General features: G+C 66.2%; 23 protein-coding genes. 8 read left to right on the top strand and 15 right to left on the bottom strand.

Annotated features, from left to right (window positions below):
• Positions 1 to 2: 2 nt before the first annotated feature.
• The 9 genes from AZSI13_RS17005 to AZSI13_RS16965 all read right to left on the bottom strand — a co-directional run bounded on the left by AZSI13_RS17005 (position 3) and on the right by AZSI13_RS16965 (position 9,482).
• Positions 3 to 851 (bottom strand): ExeA family protein, encoded by an 849-nt coding sequence (locus AZSI13_RS17005; protein WP_109042381.1) that lies wholly within the window; start codon positions 849 to 851, stop codon positions 3 to 5.
• Complete coding sequence (locus tag AZSI13_RS17000) at positions 848 to 2,431, bottom strand: hypothetical protein (protein ID WP_109042380.1); 1,584 nt, start codon at positions 2,429 to 2,431, stop codon at positions 848 to 850. Before AZSI13_RS17000 ends, AZSI13_RS17005 begins: the two co-directional genes overlap by 4 nt.
• A 16-nt stretch (positions 2,432 to 2,447) precedes the next feature.
• Positions 2,448 to 3,068, bottom strand: a complete 621-nt coding sequence (locus tag AZSI13_RS16995) for a hypothetical protein (RefSeq protein WP_109042379.1) — start codon at positions 3,066 to 3,068, stop codon at positions 2,448 to 2,450.
• 28 nt (positions 3,069 to 3,096) lie between these two features.
• Complete coding sequence (locus AZSI13_RS16990; protein WP_109042378.1) at positions 3,097 to 3,519, bottom strand: hypothetical protein; 423 nt, start codon at positions 3,517 to 3,519, stop codon at positions 3,097 to 3,099.
• Positions 3,520 to 3,541: 22 nt separating this feature from the next.
• Positions 3,542 to 4,273 (bottom strand): type II secretion system protein, encoded by a 732-nt coding sequence (locus tag AZSI13_RS16985; RefSeq protein ID WP_109042377.1) that lies wholly within the window; start codon positions 4,271 to 4,273, stop codon positions 3,542 to 3,544.
• Positions 4,270 to 5,496 (bottom strand): type II secretion system F family protein, encoded by a 1,227-nt coding sequence (locus tag AZSI13_RS16980; RefSeq protein ID WP_109042376.1) that lies wholly within the window; start codon positions 5,494 to 5,496, stop codon positions 4,270 to 4,272. Before AZSI13_RS16980 ends, AZSI13_RS16985 begins: the two co-directional genes overlap by 4 nt.
• Positions 5,497 to 5,509: 13 nt before the next feature.
• Positions 5,510 to 7,138, bottom strand: coding sequence for a GspE/PulE family protein (locus tag AZSI13_RS16975; protein ID WP_109042375.1), 1,629 nt, complete (start codon positions 7,136 to 7,138; stop codon positions 5,510 to 5,512).
• Positions 7,135 to 8,664 carry a hypothetical protein gene (locus AZSI13_RS16970; protein ID WP_109042374.1) on the bottom strand — a complete coding sequence of 510 codons (1,530 nt, stop codon included), beginning with the start codon at positions 8,662 to 8,664 and terminating at the stop codon, positions 7,135 to 7,137. Before AZSI13_RS16970 ends, AZSI13_RS16975 begins: the two co-directional genes overlap by 4 nt.
• 83 nt (positions 8,665 to 8,747) lie before the next feature.
• Positions 8,748 to 9,482 carry a prepilin-type N-terminal cleavage/methylation domain-containing protein gene (locus AZSI13_RS16965; RefSeq protein WP_165833609.1) on the bottom strand — a complete coding sequence of 245 codons (735 nt, stop codon included), beginning with the start codon at positions 9,480 to 9,482 and terminating at the stop codon, positions 8,748 to 8,750.
• Positions 9,483 to 9,698: 216 nt separating this feature from the next.
• Between AZSI13_RS16965 and AZSI13_RS16960 the strand changes: the two genes are divergently transcribed.
• Both AZSI13_RS16960 and AZSI13_RS16955 read left to right on the top strand, forming a co-directional pair.
• Positions 9,699 to 13,019: an AAA family ATPase gene (locus AZSI13_RS16960; protein ID WP_109042372.1), complete on the top strand. Its 3,321-nt coding sequence runs from the start codon at positions 9,699 to 9,701 to the stop codon at positions 13,017 to 13,019.
• Positions 13,016 to 13,579 carry a lytic transglycosylase domain-containing protein gene (locus AZSI13_RS16955; RefSeq protein ID WP_133247352.1) on the top strand — a complete coding sequence of 188 codons (564 nt, stop codon included), beginning with the start codon at positions 13,016 to 13,018 and terminating at the stop codon, positions 13,577 to 13,579. Before AZSI13_RS16960 ends, AZSI13_RS16955 begins: the two co-directional genes overlap by 4 nt.
• Positions 13,580 to 13,648: 69 nt before the next feature.
• On the opposite strand, the gene AZSI13_RS16950 is transcribed toward AZSI13_RS16955, so the two are convergent.
• Positions 13,649 to 14,563, bottom strand: a complete 915-nt coding sequence (locus tag AZSI13_RS16950) for a LysR family transcriptional regulator (protein ID WP_109042370.1) — start codon at positions 14,561 to 14,563, stop codon at positions 13,649 to 13,651.
• A 140-nt stretch (positions 14,564 to 14,703) separates the two neighbouring features.
• On the opposite strand from AZSI13_RS16950, the gene AZSI13_RS16945 reads away from it, so the two are divergent.
• Positions 14,704 to 15,807, top strand: coding sequence for an NADH:flavin oxidoreductase/NADH oxidase (locus AZSI13_RS16945; RefSeq protein ID WP_109042369.1), 1,104 nt, complete (start codon positions 14,704 to 14,706; stop codon positions 15,805 to 15,807).
• 62 nt (positions 15,808 to 15,869) lie between these two features.
• Here the strand turns inward: AZSI13_RS16945 and AZSI13_RS16940 are convergent, their stop codons facing one another.
• Both AZSI13_RS16940 and AZSI13_RS16935 read right to left on the bottom strand, forming a co-directional pair.
• Positions 15,870 to 17,009 carry a PLP-dependent aspartate aminotransferase family protein gene (locus AZSI13_RS16940; RefSeq protein ID WP_109042368.1) on the bottom strand — a complete coding sequence of 380 codons (1,140 nt, stop codon included), beginning with the start codon at positions 17,007 to 17,009 and terminating at the stop codon, positions 15,870 to 15,872.
• Positions 17,010 to 17,087: 78 nt separating this feature from the next.
• The gene (locus AZSI13_RS16935) at positions 17,088 to 17,927 is read right to left on the bottom strand and encodes a DMT family transporter (RefSeq protein ID WP_109042367.1); all 840 of its coding nucleotides are present in this window, start codon (positions 17,925 to 17,927) and stop codon (positions 17,088 to 17,090) included.
• Between the two features lie 492 nt (positions 17,928 to 18,419).
• Between AZSI13_RS16935 and aroE the strand changes: the two genes are divergently transcribed.
• From aroE to mgtE, 3 genes are all read left to right on the top strand, one after another.
• Positions 18,420 to 19,235, top strand: a complete 816-nt coding sequence (gene aroE, locus AZSI13_RS16930; RefSeq protein ID WP_109042366.1) for a shikimate dehydrogenase — start codon at positions 18,420 to 18,422, stop codon at positions 19,233 to 19,235.
• A gap of 4 nt (positions 19,236 to 19,239) precedes the next feature.
• On the top strand, positions 19,240 to 19,935 hold the full coding sequence (gene mtgA / locus AZSI13_RS16925; RefSeq protein ID WP_201262427.1) for a monofunctional biosynthetic peptidoglycan transglycosylase: 696 nt from the start codon (positions 19,240 to 19,242) through the stop codon (positions 19,933 to 19,935).
• A gap of 171 nt (positions 19,936 to 20,106) precedes the next feature.
• On the top strand, positions 20,107 to 21,549 hold the full coding sequence (mgtE, locus tag AZSI13_RS16920) for a magnesium transporter (protein WP_109042365.1): 1,443 nt from the start codon (positions 20,107 to 20,109) through the stop codon (positions 21,547 to 21,549).
• Positions 21,550 to 21,633: 84 nt separating this feature from the next.
• Here mgtE and AZSI13_RS16915 read toward each other — a convergent pair whose 3' ends face one another.
• The 3 genes from AZSI13_RS16915 to AZSI13_RS16905 form a co-directional block, all read right to left on the bottom strand.
• Entirely contained in the window at positions 21,634 to 22,494 is an 861-nt protein-coding gene (locus AZSI13_RS16915; protein ID WP_109042364.1) for an HDOD domain-containing protein, read from the bottom strand.
• 71 nt (positions 22,495 to 22,565) lie between these two features.
• On the bottom strand, positions 22,566 to 23,513 hold the full coding sequence (locus tag AZSI13_RS16910) for a nitronate monooxygenase family protein (RefSeq protein WP_109042363.1): 948 nt from the start codon (positions 23,511 to 23,513) through the stop codon (positions 22,566 to 22,568).
• Positions 23,514 to 23,557: 44 nt separating this feature from the next.
• On the bottom strand, positions 23,558 to 23,953 hold the full coding sequence (locus AZSI13_RS16905; RefSeq protein WP_235609813.1) for a C40 family peptidase: 396 nt from the start codon (positions 23,951 to 23,953) through the stop codon (positions 23,558 to 23,560).
• A gap of 163 nt (positions 23,954 to 24,116) precedes the next feature.
• On the opposite strand from AZSI13_RS16905, the gene gabD reads away from it, so the two are divergent.
• Complete coding sequence (gene gabD, locus AZSI13_RS16900) at positions 24,117 to 25,559, top strand: NADP-dependent succinate-semialdehyde dehydrogenase (RefSeq protein WP_109042361.1); 1,443 nt, start codon at positions 24,117 to 24,119, stop codon at positions 25,557 to 25,559.
• Position 25,560: 1 nt separating this feature from the next.
• Positions 25,561 to 26,271, top strand: a complete 711-nt coding sequence (locus tag AZSI13_RS16895; RefSeq protein ID WP_109042360.1) for a hypothetical protein — start codon at positions 25,561 to 25,563, stop codon at positions 26,269 to 26,271.
• Positions 26,272 to 26,348 lie beyond the last annotated feature (77 nt).

The raw sequence follows: 26,348 nt of genomic DNA, 5'->3' as shown, positions 1-26,348 counted from the left end.
GTTTACACAGTCTTAACGTTGCCGAAGGTCTCGCGGGCAGCCTGGCGGATCAGGGGGAGATCGACGCAGCTCTTCTGGTGCGCGAATGCGGCCAGGAGCGCCCGGTCGCACAGGATGTTGATGCGGCGGGGAATGCCCGCCGTGTAATGTCGCACCGCCATCAGGGCGGCCCGGGTAAAGGTGAAGCTGCCCTCGACCCGTGCCTTGTTGATGCGGTGATTGACGTATTCCGCCGTCTCCATCCAGCCGAAGGGGCGCAGCTTGTGCCAGACGGTGATGCGCTCCCGCAGGGCGCGCAGCTGCCGCGTGGCCAGCAGCTCATCCAGCTCGGTCTGACCAAACAGCATCAGGGAAGCCAGCTTGCGATCCTCGGTTTCCAGGTTGGTCAGCAGGCGCAGGCCCTCGATCAGGCTGGGCTCCAGGCCGTGGGCTTCGTCCACGATGAAAATCACCCGCTTGCCGGCCTCGGCATGGCGGATCAGCTCCCGGTACAGGGCGTCGTGCAGGGCCCCGGGCTCCTGGGCACGGATTTCCTCGCCGCTGAGATCCCGGTAGAGGCTGGCCAGCAGCTCCGCATAGCTCTGCTTGGGGTTGAAGATGTAGGCCGTTTTCACGTCTGGCGCATCGGCCAGCTGGCGCAGGAAATAGCGGCACAGCAAGGTCTTGCCCAGGCCCACCTCCCCCGTCAGTACCGTCAGGCCGCCGCTGGAAGCACCGAAGCGCAGCCGGCCCAGGGCCGTCAGGTACTGGCTGTGGGGAAAAAAGAAGGAGGTATCCGGCGTGATGCGGAAGGGCGGGCAATGGAAGCCCATTGCCCGGTAGATTTGTTCGACGTCGTAGAGCTGGTTCATTCGACGATGTACGGCGTCAAAATGATGACCAGCTCGCGGCGGCTGCGCTGCTCATCGTTGGTCCGGAACATGGCGCCGATGCCATCCACCTTGGAGAGGCCGGGAATGCCGCGCTCGGTGCTGGAATTCACTTCCTCGATCAGGCCGCCGATGACGATGGATTCGCCATCGCCCACCCGCACCATGGTGGTGGTGGTCTTGATGTCCAGCCGGGGCGCATTGGAGTTGCCATCGGGGGACACATCCACCCCGGAGATGCGGGTGATGGAGGGCGACACGTCCAGGGTGATGCGGCTGTCGTCGGCGATCTGGGGCGTCACCGACAGCACCACCCCTTCGGTGATGGTCTGGGGCGTGTTGGTGGTGGTAATCAAGGGCTGGCCGCCGGCCACCGGCGTCACCACCGTGGTGGTGGCGAAGAAGGTGCGCTCGGTGCCGGACTTGACGATGGCCGGCTGGTTGTTGAGGGTGCGGATGCGGGGCTGGGAGACCACCCGCACATTGCCTTCGGCCTGGAGGGCGGTAATCAGGGCACCGATGTCGTTCACCAGATGGGTGGAGGGGAAGGTCTTGTCGTAGGTGGCGGCCAGGGTGGCAGCACCGCCGATGGTGGAAGCGGCGCCGGTGACGCCGGTCAGTACCAGGGCGCCCATGTTCACCCGGGTCCAGTCAATCCCCAGGGCGTTGCGGGCTGCCAGGGTCACTTCGACGATACGCACGTCGATATAGACCTGGCGCAGGGTCTTGCGCCGCAGGGATTCGAGGTAATCCTCCACTGCCCGCATCCGGGTGCGGCTGGTGGTCACCTGCACGGTACCGGAGAGGCGGTTGACGATCAGCCGGCCGATACGCTCCTTGACCACCTGGGTCATGGTGGTGGTGGTGTTGGTCAGGCGGTCGGTAAGGGTCGTCACCTGCTGCTGGGGCTGATCCGTGCCGCCCGAATATTCGGCCCGGCCCTTGGTCAGGATCTCGTCGAGCTGGCGCTCCACCTCATCCCAGTAGTTGATGGTGTCGTTCTTCGTCACCCCCACCCGGGCGGAGTCACTGGAGCCGCCCCCCCCGTTGGAGGAGGTGGTGCTGGTGCTGGTGCTGATGCCGGCCCGGGTCAGGCGCAGATAATCCAGGGTGAAGGTTTTGGTGGTCAGGCGGGAAACGCGGAGCAAGCCGGCATCCCACCCCCAGGACAGGCCCGCCGTTTCCAGCATGGCTTCCATGGCCTTTTCCAGCGGCAGGTTGCGGAAATCCACAGTGATGTTGCCGCTGACATCCGCATCGAGAACGATGTTAAGGCCGTAGGCGGCGGCGAACTGGGCCATGGCCTGGCGCACCGGCAGGTTGCGGGCCGAGTAGCCGTACAGTTTCTGGGTGGCGAAAGGCGCATCCACCTGGGGCTTGGGCAGCCGGTCCCGCAGGGCCAGGGCGGCCTTGGCCTCCACATCCACCGGCGGCGGCGCCTTGCTCTGCACCAGGGATGCAGCGGTATAGGTGGAGGGAACGTCCGGCAGCTTGGGCTGCTGGGCGCAACCGGTCACCAGGAGGGCCGTTGCCAGGGCAAGGAAAATTCGTTGGTTCTGCACGTTGTTCTGCTCCGAATCAAGGGCTCAAGCGTTCGAGAAGATGGCGGTACTGGCGCTCCAGCTCAGCAGCCGGGGTGTTGGAAGCGATGGTTTGGGCCGCCCGCGGCGGTGCCGCAGCCACCGGCCGGCTACCGGCATCGGCCACAGGTGCTGGCCCCCGGGCGGTCGCCACAGCGGCGGCGGCAAGATCCAGACTGTCGAGGAAGAGGGTTTCACGGCCGGAGGGCCCCACCACCACCACCCGATCGGCCGCAATGCGGCTGACCCGGAATTCCTCCAGGCGGCTGCCTTCCTGAACAACGCTGTCGTTGAGTACGGCCGTGCGGCTGCCAGGCGTCACCAGTACGGACTTCAGGCGATACCGCGCCAGGGCGCTGGGCAAGGGCGGCCGGGCCGGCGGCGGAAAGAGGGCCTGCATGAGGGCCGCAGGCATCAGCACTTCGAGCCGGGGCGGCGGCGTGGTGTCCTGTTCGGCATGGCCGAGCAGGGCATCAGCGGCACCAGCGGCCAGCTTTTCCAGCTGCGGCACCTGGACCGTCTCGGGCTGATGCAGCATCAGGTTGTTCAGCCACGGGGCGATCCACATGCCGATGGCAAGGATCAGCGGCACGACGGCAAAGGGAATAAAGGCATTCATGAGTTAGTCACCATGGAAAGGCATCGGGTCAGCGGAGGAAGACCTTTTCCCCGGCCATGTCCATCTGCAGGGAGGCCGAGGTATCGCCGAGACTGTTGCCACTCTTCCACTCGAGGGAAAAGTTCTTCAGCAGCAGGAAGCCATCGCCCTGATAGGCCCGAGTCAGCACTTCGTGGATGCGGGCCAGATCCCCCGGTGCGAAACGAGCGCCCAGGGCCACCTTCTCGTGGCGGGCCAGGCTCTTGCCGCCGCCGAGGGACTGGGTGGCCGCCTCGTATTGCTGAATGTCGCGGGCCAGCTGGGCCAGCTTCTGCTCCGCCGCCCCGAGCTGGTTCTTCTGCTCGGCCAGCATGGCGGCCTTGGCGGTCTGCATCTGCCAGACGAAGAGCAGGGCCGCCAGCAGCGTGCTGGAAGCGGCGAGGATCAGGAAAATGCGTTTGGAAAGCGGCATGGAAGCTCCTGGAAATATCCGGCTACAGGGGGCACTTGGCCTTCAGTTCCTGCAGGGTGACGACCTCCACCTGGTCGTCGTAGTAGAAATCCGGGTTGGCGCGGCGCTCGGGGCGTTCGAAGACCCGATCGGTGCCGATATTGCGGTTGCCCAGGCGGGCCGCCGAACTGGCCACCGTCTCGTTGCTCTGGGTGGCCCGGTTGACCCCGGTGGCCACCAGCACGAAGGCAATGTTCTGGGCCGTGGCGCAATAGGTGGGCCAGGTGGCACTGTTCTGGTTGTCCGGCGCGGTGCTGCACTGGGCCGGCTGGCCGGCGGCATAGGCCGCGGCGATGGCCGTGTCCAGCCGGGCGCAGGCGGTGGCCTTGGTGGAAGGGGAGGCGCCAGCGCTGGTCAGATTGGAGGCCGCCACATTCCAGGCGTCGTAGCGGATCAGCGTGTTGCGGTTGTCCGCCACCCGAACCGGTAGGCCGGCGAGGGAACGGGCCGTGTCGCAGTTGCCGGTCGGCGAGTCGACCCCGGCCGCCGACAGGCAGGGGGGCAGGGCGCCGGTCGCCAGGAACTGGCCGATGATGGCCTCCTTGGCGGTCTTCAGGATGCGCCGGTCCTCATCGGCCAGGCTGCGGTGATGCAGATCTGAAACCATGGGCACCAGGGTGGAGGTGACGATGCCCATCACCAGCATGACGAACGCCAGCTCCAGCAACGTAAATCCGGCCTGGGCCCACGCCCGGGTGCGATGCGGGATCTTCATCCTTGACCTCCCAATTGACTCATCATCTTGGCTACCAGCTCGTAGATCGGCGCCAGCAGGGCGATGACGAAAAAGACGAAGAAGATGCCCATGACCAATACCAGCAAGGGCTCGATTGCCTTGGTCAGCAATTCCACCGCCACCTTGACCCGGTTCATGTAGAGGGCGGCCAACTTGCTCAGCTGGCTATCCAGGGAACCGGTCTGTTCGCCGATGCCGATCATGCGCACGTCCAGGGTCTGGAAAATGTTGCAGCGCTGGAAGGACTCCCGCAGGGTCACGCCGATGCGCAGGTATTCAGGAATGCGCCGGATGCGGGCGCGGAAGTAGCGGTTCTGGGCCGTATCCACCAGACTGCCGACAGCATCCACAATCGGCACGCCGGCCTTGTAAACCAGGGCGAAATACTGGAAGAAGAAGGCAATCTGGGCGCTGCGCACCACGTTGCCGAAAATCGGCAGATCCCACGAGACCCGGTCGAAGAAGGGCCGCAGGCCGCGCCAGCGGCGCACTATGGACCAGGACAGGAAGGTGCCGACGACCCCGAGAATGCCCCAGGTCCAACCGCTGACGAAGGCATCGCTCATGGCCAGCAGCATACGGGTGGGCCAGGGCAGCGCCACATCCATGTTCTTGTAGACCGAGGCCAGCTTGGGCACCACCAGCACCATCCAGAAGACGGTGGTGAGCAAGAGCATGAACAGGGTGAAGGCCGGATAGATCAGGGCCCGCTTACTGGTGGATTTGATGTCTTCGATACGCTCGATATAGGAGGCGGCATCCGCCAGCATGGTAGGCAGGTTGCCGGAGGTCTCGCCGATCTTGGCCATGTTGACCACCACTTCGGGAAACTGCCGGGAACGCTCCATGCTCACGGACAGGGGATGGCCCGCCAGCAGGTCGCGCCGCATACGTTCAGCAACGCCGCGCACCGCACCGCCCCGGGAACCCCGGGCCAGGTCGGCCAGGGCCGTCTGTAAATCCAGGCCGCCCTGCACGTAGAGGGAAAGGTAGTTGCAGATCTCCACCACCTGGGCCGGACGGATCTTGCCCTGGAAGGCTTCCGCCACTTTTTCCAGGATGCCGGGCAGTTCGTAGAAACGGTCGATCCGCTCGCCGCGGCGATCCAGTTCCTGCCACAGGGTGTCGAGGCTGTCGTAGTTGCCGCTGCGCCAGAGGGAGGTCCCGTCGGCGGCGATGGTCGAATAGATGAAAAAGGCCATGGTGTCGGGAAGCTCAGATCACCCGTTCGATTTCGGCCACATCGGTGACCCCGGCAGCCACCAGATGCATGCCTGCGTCCACCAGGGAAGGCACGCCACGGCTACGCACCAGGCGCTCGATTTCTGTCGGCAGGGCGCCGTGTTCGATGAGCCCACGCAGTTCCTGGTCAAACTCGATGATTTCGGCCACCGCCACCCGACCGGCGTAGCCGGTGTGACGGCAGCGCTCGCAGCCCCGGTGGGTGTAGATATGCGGCACTTCCAGGTGGTACTGGCAACGCTGGGTATCGGTCACAGCCACCTGTTCGCGGCAGTAGACGCAGAGCTTACGCACCAGGCGCTGGGCCACCACGCCGTTGAGGGAGGCGGAGAGTACCGCATCCTGGCAGCCCAGGTCGCGCAGCCGCACCACCACGCCGATGGCGTCGTTGGTATGGACGGTGGACAACACCAGGTGGCCGGTCTGGGCGGCCCGCAGGGTTAGGTGGGCCGTATCCTGGTCCCGCACCTCGCCCACCAGGATCACATCCGGATCCTGCCGCAGGAAGGCGCGGATGGCGGAGGCGAAGGTCACCCCGGCCTTGTCGTTCACTTCCATCTGGCGCGCCATGGGCAGGCGGATTTCCACCGGGTCTTCAACGGTCAGCACATTCCGCTGCAGCATGTTGATGCGCCGCAGAACCGCATACAGGGTGGTGGTCTTACCGGAGCCGGTGGGGCCGGTGACCAGCACACTGCCGTGGGACTTGCGGGCCATGCGGTCGATCATGCGCACCTGCTCCGGCGTGTAGCCGATGCTGTCCAGGGAATAGAGGTCGGCCCGGCCCGCCAGCAGGCGGATCACCAGGTTCTCGCCATTGACGCCGGGAATGGTGGAGACCCGCAGGTCGTGCCGCTCTTCCAGGTAGGAGAAGGAGATGCGCCCGTCCTGGGCCCGGTTGGTGTCGGCGATGTCCAGGGAGGCCATCACCTTGACCGCGGAAATCAGGCGGGTATGGACCACCGCCGGCAGGGAATGGGCCAGTTGCAGCACGCCATCCACCCGCAGGGAAACCAGGGTGGCCAGGGGCGTGGCGCTGATGTGGATATCGGAGGCCTGGGCATCGACACCGCTGGTGATGACAAGTTCTGCCAGTCGCTCGGCGGGAAAGTCACGCCCCCCCAGGGCGGTCTGGCCGATGCGGGCGATTTCGTCATCCAGGGAATGCTCGACCCGGGTGTAGCGACGCTGGATTTCCCGCAGCAGCCGACGCTTCGGCGCAATGCAGAATTCCAAGGGGTTGGAGACAAAGCGGGCCACCATGGTCGCCAGCTGGGGGTTGGCCGCATCGTCGGCAGCCACCAGCAGGCGGCCATCCCGCACTTCCAGGGGCAGCAGCAAGTTTTTCTGGGCGAAGGCAAAGGGCACCAACCGCAGGGCTTCGGCGGAGGAGCCGGCCGTCAGGTCGGTGAACGGAATGCCAGTTTGTTTGGAGATCGCCTGGGCTATTTCCTGGTCGGTGACGAAGCCGAGCTTTTCCAGGGTTTCGCCAATACGTTCGCCGCAGGTCTTGGCGATGGAAAGGGCGTAATGCAGCAGTTCCTCGTCGATCAGGCCGGAGTCCCGGAGGGCCTCGCCGAGGGCTTTTCGATGTTGGGTCACTTGATGAAATCCTCTGCCAGAACGGTCATTTGGGTGTGCAGCACGGAACGGTTCTGTTCGGCGTCGTAGGTCAGGGTGCCCAGCTTGAAGCTGCCCTTGGCCGCCAAGCGGCGGATGATCTCGGCCGCCAGGGATTCCCCCCGTTCGTAGGTGCCGGGCAGTACCAGGTCCACCGTCAGTTCGTACTCACCCTCTTTCGCCTTGGCGCCCCGCACCGGCAGGGTTGAGGCGGGCTGAGGCAGGGCTTGGGGGGTGGCGGCGTCATCCTTCATGAAGAGGCGGGAGAGCAGATCCACCCCGCCCATGCCTTCGGCCTTGGGGCGCACCACTTCCGGCGGCGTCTCGCCGACGGGAAAAACGTGCAGGGCCGCCACGGTGGCGCCCTGGGGCACCTGATGGGTGAGCCAGGACAGCAGGTGGTCCACACGCACCTGCTGGTCCCGCTGGCGCAGCAGGTCGGTCAGGTCCTTGATGCGACGCACGTCCTGCTCCGGCGGCACCCGGGCCACCAGCTTGCTGCGCTGGGCATCCAGCTCCGCCTGTTGCAGGGCATTGGCCTTCTCGGTGTAGCGATTGCCCATATGCAGCAGGGCCGCCAGGCCGGCAAAGGCCACGGTGGCGGCGAGCATGGCGCCCACCGTGGGTACGGCAATCTTCCAGGCCCAGGCACGCTGGGCCTGTTCCGGCTCCAGCAGGTTCCAGCGATAGGCCACGTACTTGAGGCCATAAAGCTCCGGCTCGAGCAAGGCGTCGCCCCCCTGGACCAGGGCGGCGATGCGCTTTTCAATTTCACGGGAAGCCACGTCGCGCTGGGCAGCCGGTTCCGCCGCCAGGGAGCGCAGGTCGCCCAGATAGATTTTCAAGGGAGGGGTGCTGCTGTTCGTACTGCCCAGAGCGGAGCCGCCGCCGAGCAGCATGGCCTCGGCCCGGTTGGCGGCATCGATGGCCGCCGCCGGGTCGTCGCTGTAGAGGGCCTCCACCGAGCGGGATTTCACTTCACCGCCTTCGGCCAGAAAGGCCATGAAGCGGCTGCCCCGGGCAAAGGCCACCATCACCTGGGTCATCGTGACTCGGGCCACCAGGGCGGCAATGGCCACTTCTTCCAGGGCGGCCGTGCTTACCGGCCGGTCCTGCAGGGGCAATAGGTCTTCCAGGCGTACGCAGGCCAGTTCCGAGGCTGCCACCATGCGCAGCTGGAAATCATGCTCGCCGGTGGGCGTCGCACTCAGGCGCAGGCGATAGGGTTCGTTGAAGAGCATTTCTCCGTCGATGAAACGGCGCGCCACCACCCCGGCAAGACGGGCGTTGGCCGTCTGGGAGGCCACCCGGCCGAAATAGCCGCCCCGGTCGAAGAAGGAAGCGCGGATATCGTAGCCCCCCAGTTCGGCCAGGCGCCCGGGGGCCACCTCGCCCCGGCGCACCACGCGCCGCCCAGCCATCAGGCAATAGCGCACCGTCTCGGCGGCCGCATCCACGGCAGTTTCACCGGCTGCTACCAACAGGGTTCCCGTTACGCGTTCGAACATGGCTCGCAATCAGAATTAAACAGAAGAAATGCGGAATGAAGGGCGCCGTGCCCAGCGGGCACGGCAGCCACGATCAGTTGCGCTTAAGGCGCCAGGCGATCGAACTGGAAGAAGATGGAAACCAGCTGGTCGTCGTTGGCATTGGCAGTTGGCCAATTAGCACCATTAGGCGAGCTGGTGGTGCCGTCATGCAACAGACGCACACGACCGGTAGCACCGGAGGTTTCCGGAGCGGCACCAGCCACACCGGCACCGTCGACGGCCACGTCGATACCCTTGGCCATCCACAGGGGGATGTCATAGACGGTGATGACGTTGGTGGGGACGCTATTCACCTGCCAGGAGCCGACGCCATAGAAGTTGTTGGTCTGGTTCTTGGTGATCTGGCGGTTCACCCGGGCCGGATCAATGATGTTGGCCTTGCGCAGGTCTTTCCACGGCGTGTTCAGATTGGTTTCAGCGGTACTAGTATTCACGCAGGCGGGACCAGTTCCAGCAGTCGGGTCGGCATTGTCGTCATAAGCGGCACCAGCCAGACGTACCACTTGCAGATCGGTGGCGGTCACACCAATCAGGCCATCGCCGGTGCAATCCCCGGCCAGGCGGCCGGTGCGTTTTTCATGCTCGAAGACCATGGTCTGGATGCCACGGATGTCCTGCACCGTGCGCTCGATCTTGGCCTTGTTGATCATGTCGGTGCCTTTGAGGGCGGCCACCAGGATGATGCCGGCGATCACGAGAACAATAGCCAGCTCCACCATGGTGAAACCCCCTTGGCGCGGACGCCCCATGGGGTTTACTGCGATCGGGTGGGTCATAAAACCTCCTTCAAAACAATTCATCAATTCGTCAGGGAAATGAGTCGTAGAAATTCAATTGGCATTGAACTGGCGAACTCTACGAAGCTTGCGTTTCCACCCCATTCGCCCATCGTTCGCAAAGCGTTTGCACGAAGGTCGTTGCCAGACCTGGACTTCCAGCAATAGCCGAGCAAAAGTTATTACAATTGCATTTTTAAAAATTCCCACAAGACCATGCCAACTCGCCTGTCCCATCCTCAGGGAGCCGTCGCCGAGCAACGCGTCTGGCTGACTTTTTTCGGCAAACCCGGTCTTATCCGCGGCGGGCGCCACACCCCCTTGGCCATGCGTTACCGCAAGAGCACCGCCCTGCTGGCCTTTCTCGCTGCCCAGAGCGGGCGCCCGGTGCGCCGGGAGCTGCTGGCCGAGCTGCTATGGCCTGGCCGCCCCCTGGAAGAAGGACGACGCAATCTGCGGGTGATCATCAACGACCTGAACAAGCAATTGCCGCCCCTGGGCCTCCCGGCCCGTCTGGAATGCGGGCGCCAGTGGCTGACCCTGCACGGCGAGGCTGCCCTGGTCACCGATGAACAGCTGGTGCAGGGCCTGGCGGAAGGCCAGGACTGGGCACTGCAGACCGCACCCCAGCGTAACTTCCTCAGCCAGGTGGCCTGGGGCGAAGCCCTGGAGCTGGAGGAGGCCAACCCCGACTGGCAGGACTGGCTGCAATCCCGGCAGGCCTATCTGCACCGGCTGTGCGAGCAGTTCCCGGCCGCCCTGCCCACCCCGACGACCCCGCCGCTGGCTGCCGAGCCCTGCCCCGAAGTGGCCCAACTGGCCCTGCTGCGACTGGAAGCCGGCATCCCGGCCGGCCGTGGTATCGACGAGCGAGCCCACCATGCCCAATGGATTCGCACCGTAGCGGAGGTGGCAGAGGAAGTGGCCCTCTTCGGCGGCAGCGTGGTGGATCACGACGCCTCGGGCATCACCGTGGCCTTCGGCCTGAGCACCCTCAATTGCGGCTTCCGCTGGCAGGCCCTGCGCACTGCGGCGGAACTGGCCTGTCGCTTCGGCGATATCGACGGCCTGCGCATCGTCCTCAGCGCCGGCACCAACATCGTTGAATTCCGCAACGGCACCGCGCCACGCATCTCCGGCTGGCGCCTGAAATGGGTCGAATGCCTCTCCCTGCTCATCGCCCCCGGGGAAATCATCGCCGACGGGGGCTTTGCCGATCTGGCGCCGATGTTCGGCCTGGCTCCCCGGGAACTGCCCCTGCCCCCCCTCGCCTACCCCGCCCAGGCGATGTTCGGCCAGCAGCTGGCCCACTTCCATCTGCCCACCCTGCCGCCCCCCGGCTCCCCCCTGCCCCTGGTAGGCCGGGAAGCCGAACTGCAGCTACTCGAGCAACGCTGGCAGGATTCCCGCCAGGCGGTGGGCCAGCGCCTGGCCATTTCCGCCCAGCAGGGCATGGGCAAGACCCGGCTGGCCTGGGAATTCGCCCGCCAGCGCATCGGCCAGGGCGGCATGGTCAGCTGGTTCGGTGCCCGGGCCGAAACGGCCCAGCAGCCCTGGAGCCTGCTCTACGAATGGCTGACCCGCCGCCAGCGCCAGGAGGACATTCCCCAGCGCCTCAACCGCAAGGAACAGCTTCTCCTGCAGCAGTTCCTCGAACAGCGCAGCGTGCCGACACCGGCCCGGGGTGATTTTGAACGCCTGGTGGCCCGCCTTCTCGAAGGTGCCGAACTGATCGTCATCGACGATGCCCACTGGGCCGACAATGCCAGCGCCCAGCTGCTGCAACGTGTGCTGCCCCACTTCCGCGGCGGCCTGATCCTCATCACTCAGCGCAATTCCGGCCAGCCGTCGGTGCTGCTCGGGGACAGCACGGTGATCAACCTGCGCCCCCTGACGGACCAGGCAGCCCGGGATCTGCTGACCCAGGCCCCCCATGGCCTGGAATACAGTGGTACGGCCCTGCGCAGCGCCCTGCATCAAGCCCGCGGCGTGCCCATCTATCTCGTCACCGCTTCGGGCAATGCCGCCGACAGCCCGGCCCACCACGAATTCCAGACCTCCATCATCAACGCGGCACGGCCCGCCCTGCTCAACCTGGGCGCCGCTGCCCTGCTCGGCATGCAGTGGCGCTACAGCGACCTGTGCGCCATGGTGGGGGACAGCGGCGCCCTGCAGGCCACCGTGGTCGGCTGCGACGCCAGCCTGCTGCTCAACTACGATGCGGAGCACTGGGTCTTCTACCACCCCCTGGTCCAGGAAACCCTGCTCGCCACCCTGCCCGAAGAGGAACGCCAGCGCCTCACCCGCGCCGCCGCCGAGCGCTTCACCAGCCTGGACCAGCCGGGCCGCGCCGCCCCCCTGTGGGAACAGGCCGGCGAACTGGACCAGGCCCGCAGCCTATGGCGCGAAGCCGCCCGCCGCGCCGTTGCCGACGAGGACATGGTGGCCGCCTGCGACCACTACGGGCAGCTGCAACGCCTGGGCTACGACACCTCTACCCTGGCCCTGTGGGACCGCATTCGCTACGCCCGGGCCTGGGTGATGCGGGATGGCTACGGCACGGAGTTCGTGCGGGAGCAATGCCAGACAGTCCTCGCCCTGCTGCCCCCGCAGTTGACGCCGGAGCAAAGCGAAATCGAGTTTTCCGCCCTGGTGCTGCTCTATCTCTGGTCTGGCGGCATCGGCAAAAGTACCGGGCTGGACTACGCTGAACGCCTGCGCCAGCGGGCCAGCGCCCCGGAGCGGCAGTTCGCTGCCGACTGGGCCTTCGGCAATACCTATTTCTGGCTCGGCGACTTTCCCCAGGCTCGGCGCCATCTGGAGGCAATACTGGAACAACGCCGGCATCTGTCGCCCCAGCAGCGCATCCGCTACTTTCCCTCCGACCCCTGCGTCTTTGCCACCGCCTCCCTGGCCTGGATCGACGCCCTCACTGGCGCCGCCGGCTGGCCGGCCGCCCTGCACCTGTCCATCGAGGCCCAGCGCGAGAAGGGTATCCGTCTGGATCTCTGCGTGGCCCTCACCCTGGGCGCTGCCGCCAGCCTGGAAGCCGGGGAATACACCGCCTCCGCCGCCTACGCCCGGGAAGCCCTGGAACTGGCCTCGGCGGAAAATTTCACTTTCTGGGAAGTTTTCGCCGGCCTGCTGGCCACCGTGCATACCGCCCGGGCAGGCAAGCCCCCCCTTCTGGCCCAGCTGGAAGGCTGGGAACAGGCCATCGCCTATGTCTATCCGGCCGGCACCAATTCGGCCCGCTGGCTGATGAGCGAGGCCCTGGTCGCCTCCGGCCAGTGGGAAGCGGCCGGCAGCGTCATCCGGCGGGCCTTGCAGGCTGCCGACGATTGTGAGCACAGCTACTGTCTGCCCGACCTGTGGCGCCTCAAGGCCGCAGTCTGCCGGGCCACCGGCCAACGGGAACGGGTTGCACCGGCCCTGGAAAATGCCGAACGCCTCGCCCGACAGATGGGTGCCCGGGGCTGGCTGGCCCGCTGGCAGGAGGAGCTTGCCGCAGCCGCCCTGGCACCGTGCCTGCCGTGAGCGCCGCCGCAGGGCAGGATCACGGGCAGCATGGCGACCTGGAGCCGCCCACCGTAGCGCCTGCCGGCGCCCGTTTTTGCGCTGGCGGCAAGCATTACCTGAGACGGTGGGTGTGCCTGTTTCTGCTGGCCCTCATGGGCATTGGCCCGGCCCTGGCGACGGAGCCCTGTGTGGTCGAAGCGGCCGAGCGATTTCGCCTGCCGCCCTCCCTGATCCTCGCCGTGATGCGGGTGGAAGGCGGAAAATCCGGGCAGGTGCTGTACAACCAGAATGGCAGTTTCGACATCGGCCCGATGCAGATCAATTCCCTCTGGCTGCCGGAGATCCAACGCCGCGGCGGCACCCTGGAACTGATCGCGCACCATCGCTGCGCCAACATCCACTTCGGCACCTGGCTGCTCTCCCGGGGCTTTGCCAACATCGATCCGGCCCGCATCGACCAGGCCACTTTCTGGCGGGCCGTGGGCAACTATCACTCCCGCACGCCGGAGCACAACAGCCGCTACGCCCGGGCCGTGTGGAATGCCTGGCACAAGCTGATGGCGGCCCAGCGGCCCTAATCAGCGATCACCGCCCGCATATCCGGGGCTGCTGGCCGGCGCTGCCAAAGGAGCATGGAGGGGGCAGAATCAAGGCGCTTCGGGAAAGCGCTGCCGGTCGGCAAAGCATTCCACCAGCCGGTCGAAAACCAGGCGGATGCGGGCGGCCACCGGGCCGCGCTGGGGACGGTACACATAGAGGTTCCAGGGCTCCGGCTCCATCTGCGGCAATACCCGCACCAGTTCCCCCCGCCGTAGCAGGGGGATGGTCAGCAGGCTGACCACCTGGCCGAAGCCCAGGCCGGCCTGCACCGCGGCGAACTCGGCCAGGGTCTCGTCGGTGGCAAAGGCCCAGGTGGAGGGCAGCCATTCCTCCCCGTCCTTGAGGAACCAGGGCCAGGGCTTGCCGGTGCTTGGGTCCATCACCACCGTCACCGGCCGCGCCTGCAAGTCGGCCAGGCTGCGGGGCTCCCCCACTGCTGCAACCAGGGCCGGGCTGGCAACGGTATGGAAATGCACCTTGGCCACGGCCCGGGCAACGAAGCGGCTGTCCCGCAGGAAGCCCACCCGCACGCCGATGTCGATCTGCTCATCCACCACGTCCGCCGGCCGGTCCGAGAGGCGCAGGTCCAGGCGCAGGCCGGGAAATTCCCGCCCCAGTTCCGCCAGCAGGGGCATGACGAAATGCTGGCCGAGGGCCTTGGGGGCGGTGAGGCGGACGAGACCTGCCAGTTCGTTGTCGGGCACCGGGCTGGAACGCTGAAACAGGGCATCCACCCCCATGACCGCCTGACGGGCCTGGGCCGCCAGTTGGGCGCCAAAGTCGGTGATGCGGTTGGCCCGGGTGTTGCGGTGGAACAGCAGTTCTCCCAGATGCTCCTCCAGCTCCCGCACCGCCCGGGTCACCGCCTGGGGCGAGACGTGCAGGCGCAGGGCCGCTTCCTTGAAGCTTTTGGCCTCGGCGGCGGCAACGAAAAGACGCAGCATTTCCAGTCGATTGAGCATGGTGGAGCGACAACCTCGGGGTTGAGAACTGGAGCAACTATTCCAATATCTGGAATTCTGAAATCAAAACACTTTCATTTATTGGATTCAAGTCCTGGCCGATACTGCCTGCCGTACACCCATTTTCCAGAGGACTCTCCATGACCAGCCCCCTCTTCACCCCCTACGCCCTGGGTCAGCTGACCCTGCCCAACCGCATCGTCATCGCCCCCATGTGCCAGTACTCGGCCAAGGACGGCGTGGTCGGCGACTGGCACCTGATGCACCTGGGCAACCTCTCCCACAGCGGCGCCGGCCTGCTCATCGCCGAAGCCACCGCCGTCAGCCCGGAAGGCCGCATCTCCGACCGCTGCCCCGGCCTCTGGGACGACGCCACGGAAAGCGGCTGGACCCGGGTGCTGGAAGGCGTGCGCCGCTATTCCGCCATGCCCGTCGGCATCCAGCTGGCCCACGCCGGCCGCAAGGCCAGCTGCGCCGCGCCCTGGCTGGGCGGCAAGCAACTTGCTACGGACCAGGGCGGCTGGCAGAACGTGGCCCCTTCCGCCCTGCCCTTCGACCCCAGCGATGCCGCCCCCCAGGCCCTCGACACCGCCGGCATCAAGCGGCTGGTGCAAGCCTTTGCCGACGCCGCCCGGCGCGCCGACCGGGCCGGTTTTGATGCGGTGGAACTGCACGCCGCCCATGGCTACCTGATGCACGAATTCCTCTCCCCCGTCACCAACCAGCGCACCGACGAGTACGGCGGCAGCCTGGCCAACCGCCTGCGCTTCGTGCTGGAAGTGTTCGACGCCGTGCGCGCCGTGTGGCCCGCCCGCAAGGCCCTGGGCATGCGGGTCTCCGCCACGGACTGGGTGGCAGGTGGATGGACGCCGGAAGAAACGGTGGAACTGGCCCGGGAACTGAAGGCCCGGGGCGCCGATTTCATCCACGTTTCCAGCGGCGGCCTGTCCCTGGAACAGCAGATCAAGGTGGGCCCCGGCTACCAGCTGCCCTTCGCCCGCCAGGTGAAGGAGGCTACCGGCATGACCACCATCGGCGTCGGCCTCATCACCGAAGCGAAGCAGGCCGAAGCCGTGGTCACCGGCGGCGATGCCGATCTGGTGGGCGTGGCCCGGGTCATGCTGTTCGACCCCCGCTGGCCCTGGCGCGCCGCTGCCGAGCTGGGTGCCCAGGTGCAGGCACCGCCCCAGTTCTGGCGCGGTGCCCCCCGGGGCGCCGAGGGCGTGTTCGCGCCCCTGCCCTGAGCCGATTCACCCCACAAAAAAGGCGCCCCGGGCGCCTTTTTTGTGGCCAGCGAAACGTGAATTCAGCCGGCCAGGGCCTGTTCCAGGTCAGCAATGAGGTCGGCGGTGCTTTCGATGCCGATGGAGAGGCGCAGCAGGTCGTCTGGGCAGAAGGTACCGGGGCCTTCAACGCTGGCCCGGTGTTCCACCAGGCTTTCGACAGAACCCAGGGAGGTGGCCCGTTTGAAGACGTTGAGGCGGGCAGCCACGGCTTTGGCCGCCGCTTCGCCTCCCACCACCCGCAGGGAGAGCATGGCGCCAAAACCGCCCTGCATCTGCCGCGCCGCCACGGCATGGCCCGGGTGGGAAGGCAGGCCCGGGTAGAGCACCTGGACCACCTGGGTGTGGCCATGGAAATGTTCGGCGATGGCGGCCGCGGAAGCCGCAGCGGCACGCACCCGGGGGAACAGGGTGCGCATACCCCGGGCCAGCAGCCAGGCCTCAAAAGGCCCCAGTACGGCGCCGCCGAGGGCACGGACGGTCTTGATGCGCTGCCAGAAGTCGTCTGCCGTCTTGGTCACCAGGGCCCCGGCCACCACGTCGGAATGGCCGTTGAGGTACTTGGTGGCGGAATGCATGACGATGTCGGCGCCCAGTTCCAGGGGCCGGGTGAAGACGGGCGTGGGCACAGTGGAATCCACCACCAGGCGGGCGCCGGCGGCATGGGCCAGACGGGCGGCGGCGGCGATGTCGGAAATTTCCCAGGTGGGGTTGGCCGGCGTTTCCAGCCACACCAGGTCGGCGGGGCGTTGCAGCAGCTCGGCCAGGTCGGCATCGTCGGCGAAAAAGTCGAGTTGCAGCTGCCAATTGGCGGCGAACTGCACCATCCAGTTGCGCAGCCCCCAGTACATGGCCCGGGGCGCCACCACCCGGGCGCCGGGCTTCAAGGCCTGCAGCACGGCGGAGGCGGCTGCCATGCCGGAGGCGAAGAGCGCGGCGGCGGCGCCCCCTTCCAGTTCCTTGAGCAGGGCTTCAGGGGCGTCGTAGGCGGGGCTGGCATCCCGGGAATAAACCCGGCCGCCGGGGTAGCTGCAGTCGCCGGCCCGCTCGAAGGTGGTCGCCACGTGCAGGGGCGGCACGATGTCCTGATAGGGGGAATCCACCGGGATGGCGCCGCTGGCGGCGAGGGTTTCCGGGGCAAGAACGGGGAGTTTCTGGGTCATGGCCTTGGCTTCTGGGGAGCGACGTGGCGGGACTGGCAGGAAATACGCCCGGGCCACGCCGTCACGGGTATTCGGGAGTCAACGGGCCCGGCCGCGAATGACCAGGGCCACACCACCCAGGATTGTGCAGGAGGCCAGCACCAGGCGCCAGCCGAGTTCCTCGCCGAGGAAGGCGGTGCCGCCCAGGGCCGTCAGCACCGGCACGCTCAGCTGCACCGTTGCCGCCGTCGTTGCCTGCAGGCCCCGCAGGGCGGCATACCAGAGGGCGTAGCCGATACCGGAGGCGAGGCCGCCGGAAAGCAGGGCGTAGAGGATGCCCTGGGGATTGGGGGCCGGCATCGCCGGCAGGGCCACCAGTCCCAGCAGCAGGGCGAAGGGAACGGCCCGCAGGAAATTGCCGGCGGTCACTGCCGTGGCATCGCCGGCGCCCCGGCCGCGGATGGAATACACGCCCCAGGCCACGCCAGCCCCCAGCATCAGCAGGGAGCCGGCCAGGGGCGGCGCCGACAGGCCGGGCAGGAGCAGACCCACCAGCCCGGCCAGGGCCAGCAGCAGGCCGCCGGTCTGGCGTGGCGCCAGGCGCTCGCCCTGCCACAGGCCATAGCCGATCATGGTCACCTGCACGGCGCCGAACAGCAGCAGGGCGCCGGTGCCGGCCGCCAGGGAAACGTAGGCGAAAGAGAAGCCGGCCGCGTAGGCAAACAGGGCCAGGGCGGAAGACCAGCTGCCCAGCCCGCCAGCCAGGCCCCGCAGGCGGACGATGGCCCACAGCACCAGGGCGCCGCTGGCCAGGCGGATCAGGGTGAAGGCGGCCGGGTCCATGCCGCTCTGTTTGAGGGCCAGGCGGCAGAAAAGGGAATTGCCGGCGAAAGCCAGCATGGCCACCAGGGTCAGAAGAAAAACCTGCTTGCGGGACATGGCCGGGGCTCCAGTAAGACGCACGGGAGAGACGAGAGAGGCGTGAGCATAGGCCGGGCAACCTTACAGGAAGCCAACCGCGGCTTAATCGCCGCGCAATCGCCGCTCAACCACCAGCCGATAGGGCGACCAACATCGGCCATTTTCGGCCAAATAGTCGGCAAAATTAGACAACGCACCGCTTTATTCGCCAAAAACTATGTCACTTCCGACAGCCCGCCGACGGCCAAGCCGGTGCTGGTGGATAGCTGCCGGCCAGCGCTGCCACTCCTTCCCTGGCCGGAGAGGCAAGCAATACGCCGATCTCCGCCACCCCTGCCCTAACACCAAGACAGGGCGAGGCCTGGCAGGGATGTCCGCGCCCCGCCTAGGTCTCCAGCCATGGGCAAGCCAGGCCTGCCGGCTGCAGGGCGAGATGGCGCCCCCGGGCCACACCGGGGCGATCCGGGATAAACTGCCGCCCTGATCCTTCCACCCGCCCCTGCCTTCGCCATGACTGACTGCTACGCCGTTTTCGGCAACCCCATTGGCCACAGCAAATCCCCCCTGATCCACGGCCTGTTCGCGCAAAGCTGCGGCCAGGACATGCGCTATGAAGCAAAGCTCGCCCCCCTGGATGGTTTTGCCGCTGCCGTGGCCGAATTCGCAGCGGCCGGCGGCCGGGGCGCCAACGTCACCGTACCTTTCAAGGAAGAGGCCTTTCGCCTGGCCACCGAGCTGACGCCCCGGGCGGCCCGGGCCGGCGCGGTGAATACCCTGGCCTTCAACGGCACCACGATCCTCGGCGACAACACCGACGGCGCCGGCCTGGTCCAGGATCTGCAGCACAACCTGGGCTTTGCCCTGGCCGGCCAGCGCATCCTGCTGCTGGGCGCCGGCGGCGCCTCCCGCGGCGCCCTGGCGCCGCTGCTGGCGGCGGCGCCCCGGCAGCTGCACATCGCCAACCGCACGGCGGCGAAGGCCCTGGCCCTGGCCCGGGACTTTGCCGACCTGGGCCCCGTGAGCGGCGGCGGCTACGACAGCCTGGCCGGCAGGCAATTCGATCTGGTCATCAACGCCACCTCCGCCAGCCTGAGCGGCGACCTGCCGCCCCTGCCGCCGGACCTCTTCGCCCCCGGCGCCCTGGCCTACGACATGATGTACGGCAAGGGCGATACCGTTTTTCTAGCCTTCGCCCGGGAACAGGGCACCGCCCGCCTGGCGGACGGCCTGGGCATGCTGGTGGAACAAGCCGCCGAAGCCTTTCTGCTGTGGCGCGGCCAGCGGCCGCAAACCGGGCCGGTGATGGCCCAGCTGCGTCAGGCCTGAATCCGTGGGACGCCTGCTGCATTGGCTAAAGGTGGGCGCCGCCTGGGCGGTGGGCCTGTTTCTGGCCTACCAGTTGTGGCTCTTCGGCTGGGTGCTGTGGTGGAACTGGATGGACCCGGGCATGACCCGCTTCATGGAAATCCGCCAGGAAGAACTGTGGCTGAAGAATCCCGGGGCCAGCCTGCAGAAGCAATGGGTGCCTTACGAGCGCATTTCCCCCCACCTGAAGCGGGCCATCATTGCTGCGGAAGACGCCAAGTTCGTCGATCATGAAGGCTTCGATTGGGAAGGCATCCAGAAAGCCATGGAAAAGAACCAGCGCCGGGGCAAGGTGGTGGCCGGTGGTTCCACCATTTCCCAGCAGCTGGCGAAGAACCTGTTCCTGACGCCGAGCAAGACGCCCTGGCGCAAGGCTGAAGAAGCGGCCATCACCCTGATGCTGGAAAGCGCCTGGTCGAAGCGGCGCATCTTCGAGGTCTACCTCAACGTGGTGGAATGGGGCAACGGCGTTTTCGGCGCCGAGGCGGCCGCCCGCCACTACTTCAACATTCCCGCCGCCCAGCTGTCGCCGGAACAAGGGGCCAAACTGGCGGCCATGCTGCCCAATCCCCGCTTCTACGACCGCAATCGCAACGCCCCGGGCCTGCTCAAGAAGACCGGCATCATCCTCGGCCGCATGTCGGCGGCGGAAGTGCCCTGAGGCGACCGCCGGCCCCTGGCGCCGGAGGGATGGCGGGCCGGCCTGGGGATATCCCGTAGCACGTTGGATTCCCGTGATTTTTGTCAAAGCCCGGTCACAGGGCGGTGCTAGAATGCGCCTTCTTTTGCGGCATTGCACCATGCCGCCCACCCCTTTCTGCTTCCGTGCCCCATGAGCGACGAAATCCAGCACGCTGACGCCGACGAGCTGCAGGCGCGCCTCACCGAGGTGCAGACCCTGCTCGCCCGGCATCATCTGGTGGAAGAGCTGGTGCACAAGCAGGAAATGCCCCGCCACGATCTGGTGGAGTCCCTGGTTCACAAGCAGCACCTGAATGAACTGCGCCACCGCCTGGACAAGATGCACCCGGCGGACGTGGCCTACATCCTGGAAGCCCTGCCCCTGGAAGACCGTCTCATGGTCTGGGACCTGGTCAAGGCGGAACGGGATGGGGAAATCCTGCTGGAAGTGTCGGATGCGGTCCGGGAAACCCTGATCGCCAACATGGATTCGGACGAGCTGGTAGCCGCCGCCGAATCCCTGGATGCCGACGAACTGGCCGACCTGGCGCCGGATCTGCCCCATGAGGTGATCCAGGACGTCTTCCAGTCCCTCTCGGTGGAAGAGCGGGAGCAGCTGCGGGCGGCCATGTCCTACCCCGAGGAATCGGTCGGCTCCATCATGGATTTCGAAATGGTCACGGTGCGGGAAGACGTGACCCTGGAGGTGGTGCTGCGTTACCTGCGCCGCTTCGACGAACTGCCCGACCACACCGACCAGCTGTTCGTGCTGGACCGGGACGAGCGCCTGAAAGGCGTGCTGCCCCTTAACAAGCTGCTCATCAACGACCCGGAAGTCGACGTGGCCGACGTCATGGTCACCGAGTTCGTGCACCTGGAGCCGGACGACGATGCCGAAGAGGCGGCCCAGGCCTTCGAACGCTACGACCTGGTGAGCGCCCCGGTGGTGGACCGCCAGGACCGCCTGGTAGGCCGCGTCACCGTCAATGCGGTGGTGGACTTCATCCGGGAAGAATCGGAAAGCGAACTGCTGGCCCAGGCCGGTCTGCGGGAAGAGGAAGACATCTTCGCCTCGGTCTGGAACTCGGTGAAAAACCGCTGGACCTGGCTGGCCATCAATCTGGTGACGGCCTTCATCGCCTCCCGGGTGATCGGCGCCTTCGAAGGTTCCATCGAAAAGCTGGTGGCCTTGGCCGCCCTCATGCCCATCGTCGCCGGCATCGGCGGCAACTCGGGCAACCAGACCATCACCATGATCGTCCGCGCCATCGCCCTCGGCCAGATCCAGCCCGAATCGGCGCGGCGCCTGCTGCACAAGGAGCTGGGCGTGGCCCTGATCAACGGCCTGGTGTGGGGTGGGTTGCTGGGCATCGTTTCCTGGTGGCTCTACCACTCCTTCCAGCTGGGCCTGGTGATGACCAGCGCCATGACCCTCAACCTGCTACTGGCGGCCACCGTCGGCGTGGTCATTCCCATGACCATGCAGAAGTTCGGCCGGGACCCGGCCCTGGGCTCCTCGGTGCTGATCACCGCCGTCACCGATTCCGGCGGCTTCTTCATCTTCCTCGGCCTGGCCACCCTCTTCCTGCTCTGAGGCGCAGCCCCGGCGCCGGGCCATGAAAGCAAAAAGCCGCTCCAAGGAGCGGCTTTTTCATGCGGGCCAGCGGCGGAAAGCGCTTCAGGCCGCCTTGCGGGCCGAATCCAGCTTGAACAGCAGGTCGTCCACAATGTCGTTGAGATCGGTTTCGGAAAGACCGAAGAAGCCAGCCACGGGCAGCTTGCCCTTTTCCCACTCGCCATCGTCCTTGAGGCGCAGGAAGGTGCCGATGATGCGCTCCGAAAGCAGGGCCAGGGCGATGAGGGTGCAGGATTCATCCGACAGCCCGCTGCCACTCTCGAAGACGGAGAAGTCGTGGTGGGAGAGGATGGCCGAGCTGACCGTTTCCGGCAGGCCCCAGTTACGGGCCATGAGGTAGCCGATGACGGCATGGCTGGTGCCATGCATCTCTTCCTCCACGGCAGTGAAGGAGCGGTCCAGGGTCTGGTTGGCCAGGGCCAGGGTCTTCTTGTAGTCCGGATAGCGGCGCATCAGGATGGGAATGCCGCAGTCGTGGAAAAGACCGAAGGTGTAGGCCGTATCCCGGCTGGTGCCAGGCAGGATCTCCGCCAGCTTGGCGCAGACGCCAGCGCAGTAGGTGGCGCTGTCCCAGAAACGCTCCATGGCATGGCTGTCCTTCTGGGACAAGCTCTTGCGCAGCAGTTCATTCACCACCAGGTTGAGCACGTTGTTGAAACCCAGGCGGCCCAGGGCTTCACCGATGGAGGCAACCTTGCTACCCGTGCCGAACAGGGGGGAATTGGCGCACTTGATGACGCCGGCGGCCAGGCCCACGTCCTGGCTGATGAGCTTGGCTACCTTCACCGAACTGGCGTCGGGACGGTGCATCTCCTGGGCGAGGGAGGCCAGCACCGCGGGGCAGGGAGGAATCTCCACCCCGCGGAGCAATTTGCTGACTTCGGCTTCGTCGATGGTACGCATGGATTCTGGCTCTATGTTCGTTCAGGACCTAACCCTAGCATCAACTGAAGCGCCGAAAAATATAGCTTTGGTTATACCCCCCGCAGGGCTGCGGAAGGTTGTCGGTCGCAGGCCTGACGGTATTCCTCCGACAGACGCCGGGCCAGTTCCGCCACCCCCGGGATATCGTGGATGTTGGCCACACCGTGACCGGCGCTCCAGACATCGCGCCAGGCCTTGGCTTCGTCGCCACCGTAATCGTGGTTGGCCTTGGCGCCACCGGACAGGGATTCCTTGGTGTAGCCAGCCTTTTCCAGGCTTTGCCAGATGAAATTGGCGTTGGTGCCGGAGACGGCGTCGGTATAGACGATATCCCGCGGGCCGGCGGTCACCAGCATCTCCTTGTAGGCTTGCTGGGCCATGGATTCCTGGGTGGCAATGAGGCGGGTGCCCATATAGGCGAAATCCGCCCCGGCGATTTCCGCAGCACGAATGGTGGCGCCATCGGAAATGGCGCCACCGAGAATCAGCACGCCATCCCAGAATTCACGGATTTCCCGCAGCAGGGCGAAGGGATTTTGGGTACCGGCATGGCCGCCGGCACCGGAAGAAACGGCGATGATGCCGTCCACGCCCGCCTCGATAGCCTTCTTGGCGTGATAGGCGTGGATGACGTCGGAGAACACCAGGCCACCGTAGCTGTGCACCACCTCCACCAGCTTGCTGGGATTGCCCAGGCTGGTGATGACGAAGGGCACCTTGTGCTTGACCACCAGGGCCACGTCCTCTTCCAGGCGGGTGTTGGAGTGGTGCAGGATCAGATTGATGCCGAAAGGCGCATCCTTCTCGCCCAGTTCCGCATTCATGCGGCTCAGCCATTCATCCAGCTGGCTGGCGGGGCGGGCGTTGAGGGAAGGGAAGCTGGCGGCAATGCCGGCCTTGCAGGCATTGATGACCAGATCGGGGCCGGATACGAGGAACATGGGCGCAGCAATGGCGGGAACCGCCAGCCGGCCCTGGAACAGGGCGGGTACGGGCATTTGATACTGTCTCCTAGATTTGTGGTTTTTTTACAGCCGTACTTTCAATCGAAGTACGACCGGGCAGCCTCGAAACGCTCCGCATAGTAGCGGGCGCCCAGGCTGTCGATCCGGATTCTGCCATTAGTCGAGGGCGCATGCACGAAGCGGTCGTCACCAATGTAGATCCCCACGTGGGAGAAGGGCCGGTTCATGGTGTTGAAGAACACCAGATCCCCCGGCCGCAGGGACTGTCGGGCCACCGGTCGGCCGCCCCGGGCAATGTCGGCGGCGCTGCCCCGCACCTTCAAGCCCGCCGCCTGGCCATAGATGTAGCTGACCATGCCGCTGCAATCCAGGCCCGCCTCCGGGTTCTTGCCGCCGAAGCGATAGCCGGTATCGAGCAGGGAAAAGGCATACAGCACCACGTCCTGGGCCTTGGCGGAAAGGGGCGCAGCCACTGCCCCACGCTCCCCTGGCTTTTCCGGGGAGGATGGCGGTAAGCTGCCGCAGCCGGCGAGGGCCGCAGACAAGCTCAGGTAACAGATGAGCTTTCTAGTCATAACCCTCAGTATAAACGACGAATTTTCAAATATCTCAAGCACTAAAATATAAGAGACAACGATGAAACTCCAAGACCCCAGTCTGCTGCGCCAGCAGTGCTACCTCAACGGCCAGTGGGTGGCGGGCGAGGCCACCTTCCCGGTGCTCAACCCCGCCACCGGCGCCGAACTGGCCCGGGTCCCCAAACTGGGCGCCGGCGAAACCCGGGATGCCATTGCCGCCGCCGATGCCGCCTGGCCCGCCTGGCGCGGCAAGACCGCCAAAGAACGGGGCGCCGTGCTGCGCCGCTGGTTCGAGCTGATGAACCAGCACGCCGACGACCTGGCCCTGCTCATGACCAGCGAACAGGGCAAGCCCCTGAGCGAAGCCAAGGGGGAGGTAGGCTACGCCGCCTCCTTCGTCGAATGGTTCGCTGAGGAAGCCAAACGGGCCTATGGGGAAACCATCCCGGCGGTGGCCGCGGACAAGCGCATGCTGGTGATCAAGCAGCCCATCGGCGTCTGTGCCGCCATCACCCCCTGGAACTTCCCCGCCGCCATGATCACCCGCAAGGTGGCCCCGGCCCTGGCGGCCGGCTGCACGGTGGTGGTCAAGCCGGCGGAACAGACGCCCCTGACAGCCCTGGCTCTCGCTGAGCTGGCCCACCGAGCCGGCTTTACGGCAGGGGTTTTCAACGTCATCACCGGCGATCCGGTGGCGATCGGCGGCGAACTGACGAGCAATCCGACGGTGCGCAAGCTCTCCTTCACCGGCTCCACCGAAGTGGGCCGCCTGCTCATGAGCCAGTGCGCCCCCAGCATCAAGAAGCTCTCCCTGGAACTGGGGGGCAACGCCCCTTTCATCGTCTTCGACGACGCCGACCTGGATGCCGCAGTGGAAGGCGCCATGATCTCCAAGTACCGCAACACCGGCCAGACCTGTGTCTGCGCCAACCGGCTGCTGGTGCAGGACAGCGTTTATGACGCCTTTGCCGCCAAGCTGGCCGCAAAAGTGGCAACCCTGAAGGTGGGAGAAGGCACGGAGGCCGGCATCACCCAGGGCCCCCTGATCGACGCCGACGCCCTGGCCAAGGTGGAAGGCCATATCGCCGATGCCGTGGCCAAGGGCGCCCGGGTGCTCACCGGTGGCCAGCGCCACGCCCGGGGCGGCACCTTCTTCCAGCCCACCGTACTGGCCGATGTGACCCCGGAAATGCGGGTCACCCGGGAGGAAACCTTCGGCCCGGTGGCCCCCCTCTTCCGCTTCAGGAGCGAGGAAGAAGCCATCGCCCTGGCCAACGCCACGGAGTTCGGCCTGGCCTCCTACTTCTACTCCCGGGATATCGGCCGCATCTTCCGCGTCGGCGAAGCCCTGGAATACGGCATGGTGGGCGTCAATACAGGCCTGATCTCCAACGAAGTGGCGCCTTTCGGTGGCATCAAGCAATCCGGCCTGGGCCGGGAAGGCTCCAAGTACGGTCTGGAGGAATATCTGGAAGTAAAGTACCTCTGCCTGGGCCTCTGAAATGGGACAGATCGCGCTCCTGGCCGCCCTGCTCATCGGCGGCTACCTGCTCTACGGCCGCCTGCGCCGAAGCGGCCAGGCGCGCTATCTCGATACCTATCCCTACGAGCAGAGGCTGGATCGCCGCCTGGCGGCGCGACGCCCCGAATGGACGTCGGCCCAGCGCCAGCTGGTCTTGCAGGGGCTGCGGGAGTATTTCCACCTGTGCCGTCTGGCCCGGCGGCGCATGGTCGCCATGCCCTCCCAGGCGGTGGACGATGCCTGGCACGAGTTCACCCTGTTCACCCGGCATTACCAGGCCTTCTGCCGGCGGGCTTTCGGCCGCTTCCTGCACCACACCCCGGCCCAGGCCATGCGCAGCCCCACCCAGGCCAGCGATGGCCTGAAACGGGCGTGGCACCTGGCCTGCCGGCGCGAGGGTATTGATCCGCTCAAGCCGGCTCGACTACCCCTGCTCTTTGCCCTGGATGCCCAACTGGGCCTGGCCGATGGCTTCATCTACCGCCTGGACTGCCTGGCAGCCGGCCGCGGCCAGCCCGGGGATTACTGCGCCAGCCATATCGGCTGCTCCGGCGCCACGGGCTGTGGTGGCGACAGCGGCGGGTCAGAAAGCAGCCACGGAAACAGCCACAGCAGCAGCCATGGTCACAGCCATGGGGATGGCGGTAGCGATAGTGGTGGAGACGGTGGCGGCGGCTGCGGGGGCGATTGAAGCTGAAATCGCCAAATGACCGCTAATTAGCAGAAGTTGTTCCAACTTTAGCGCCACCGCCCCGCCACCTCACACAC

This window comes from Azospira sp. I13, from assembly GCF_003112695.1.
In the GTDB taxonomy this organism is placed as follows: domain Bacteria; phylum Pseudomonadota; class Gammaproteobacteria; order Burkholderiales; family Rhodocyclaceae; genus Azospira.
The sequence above is the reverse complement of the archived record's forward strand: the minus strand, read 5'-3'. Positions and strand labels throughout refer to the sequence as shown.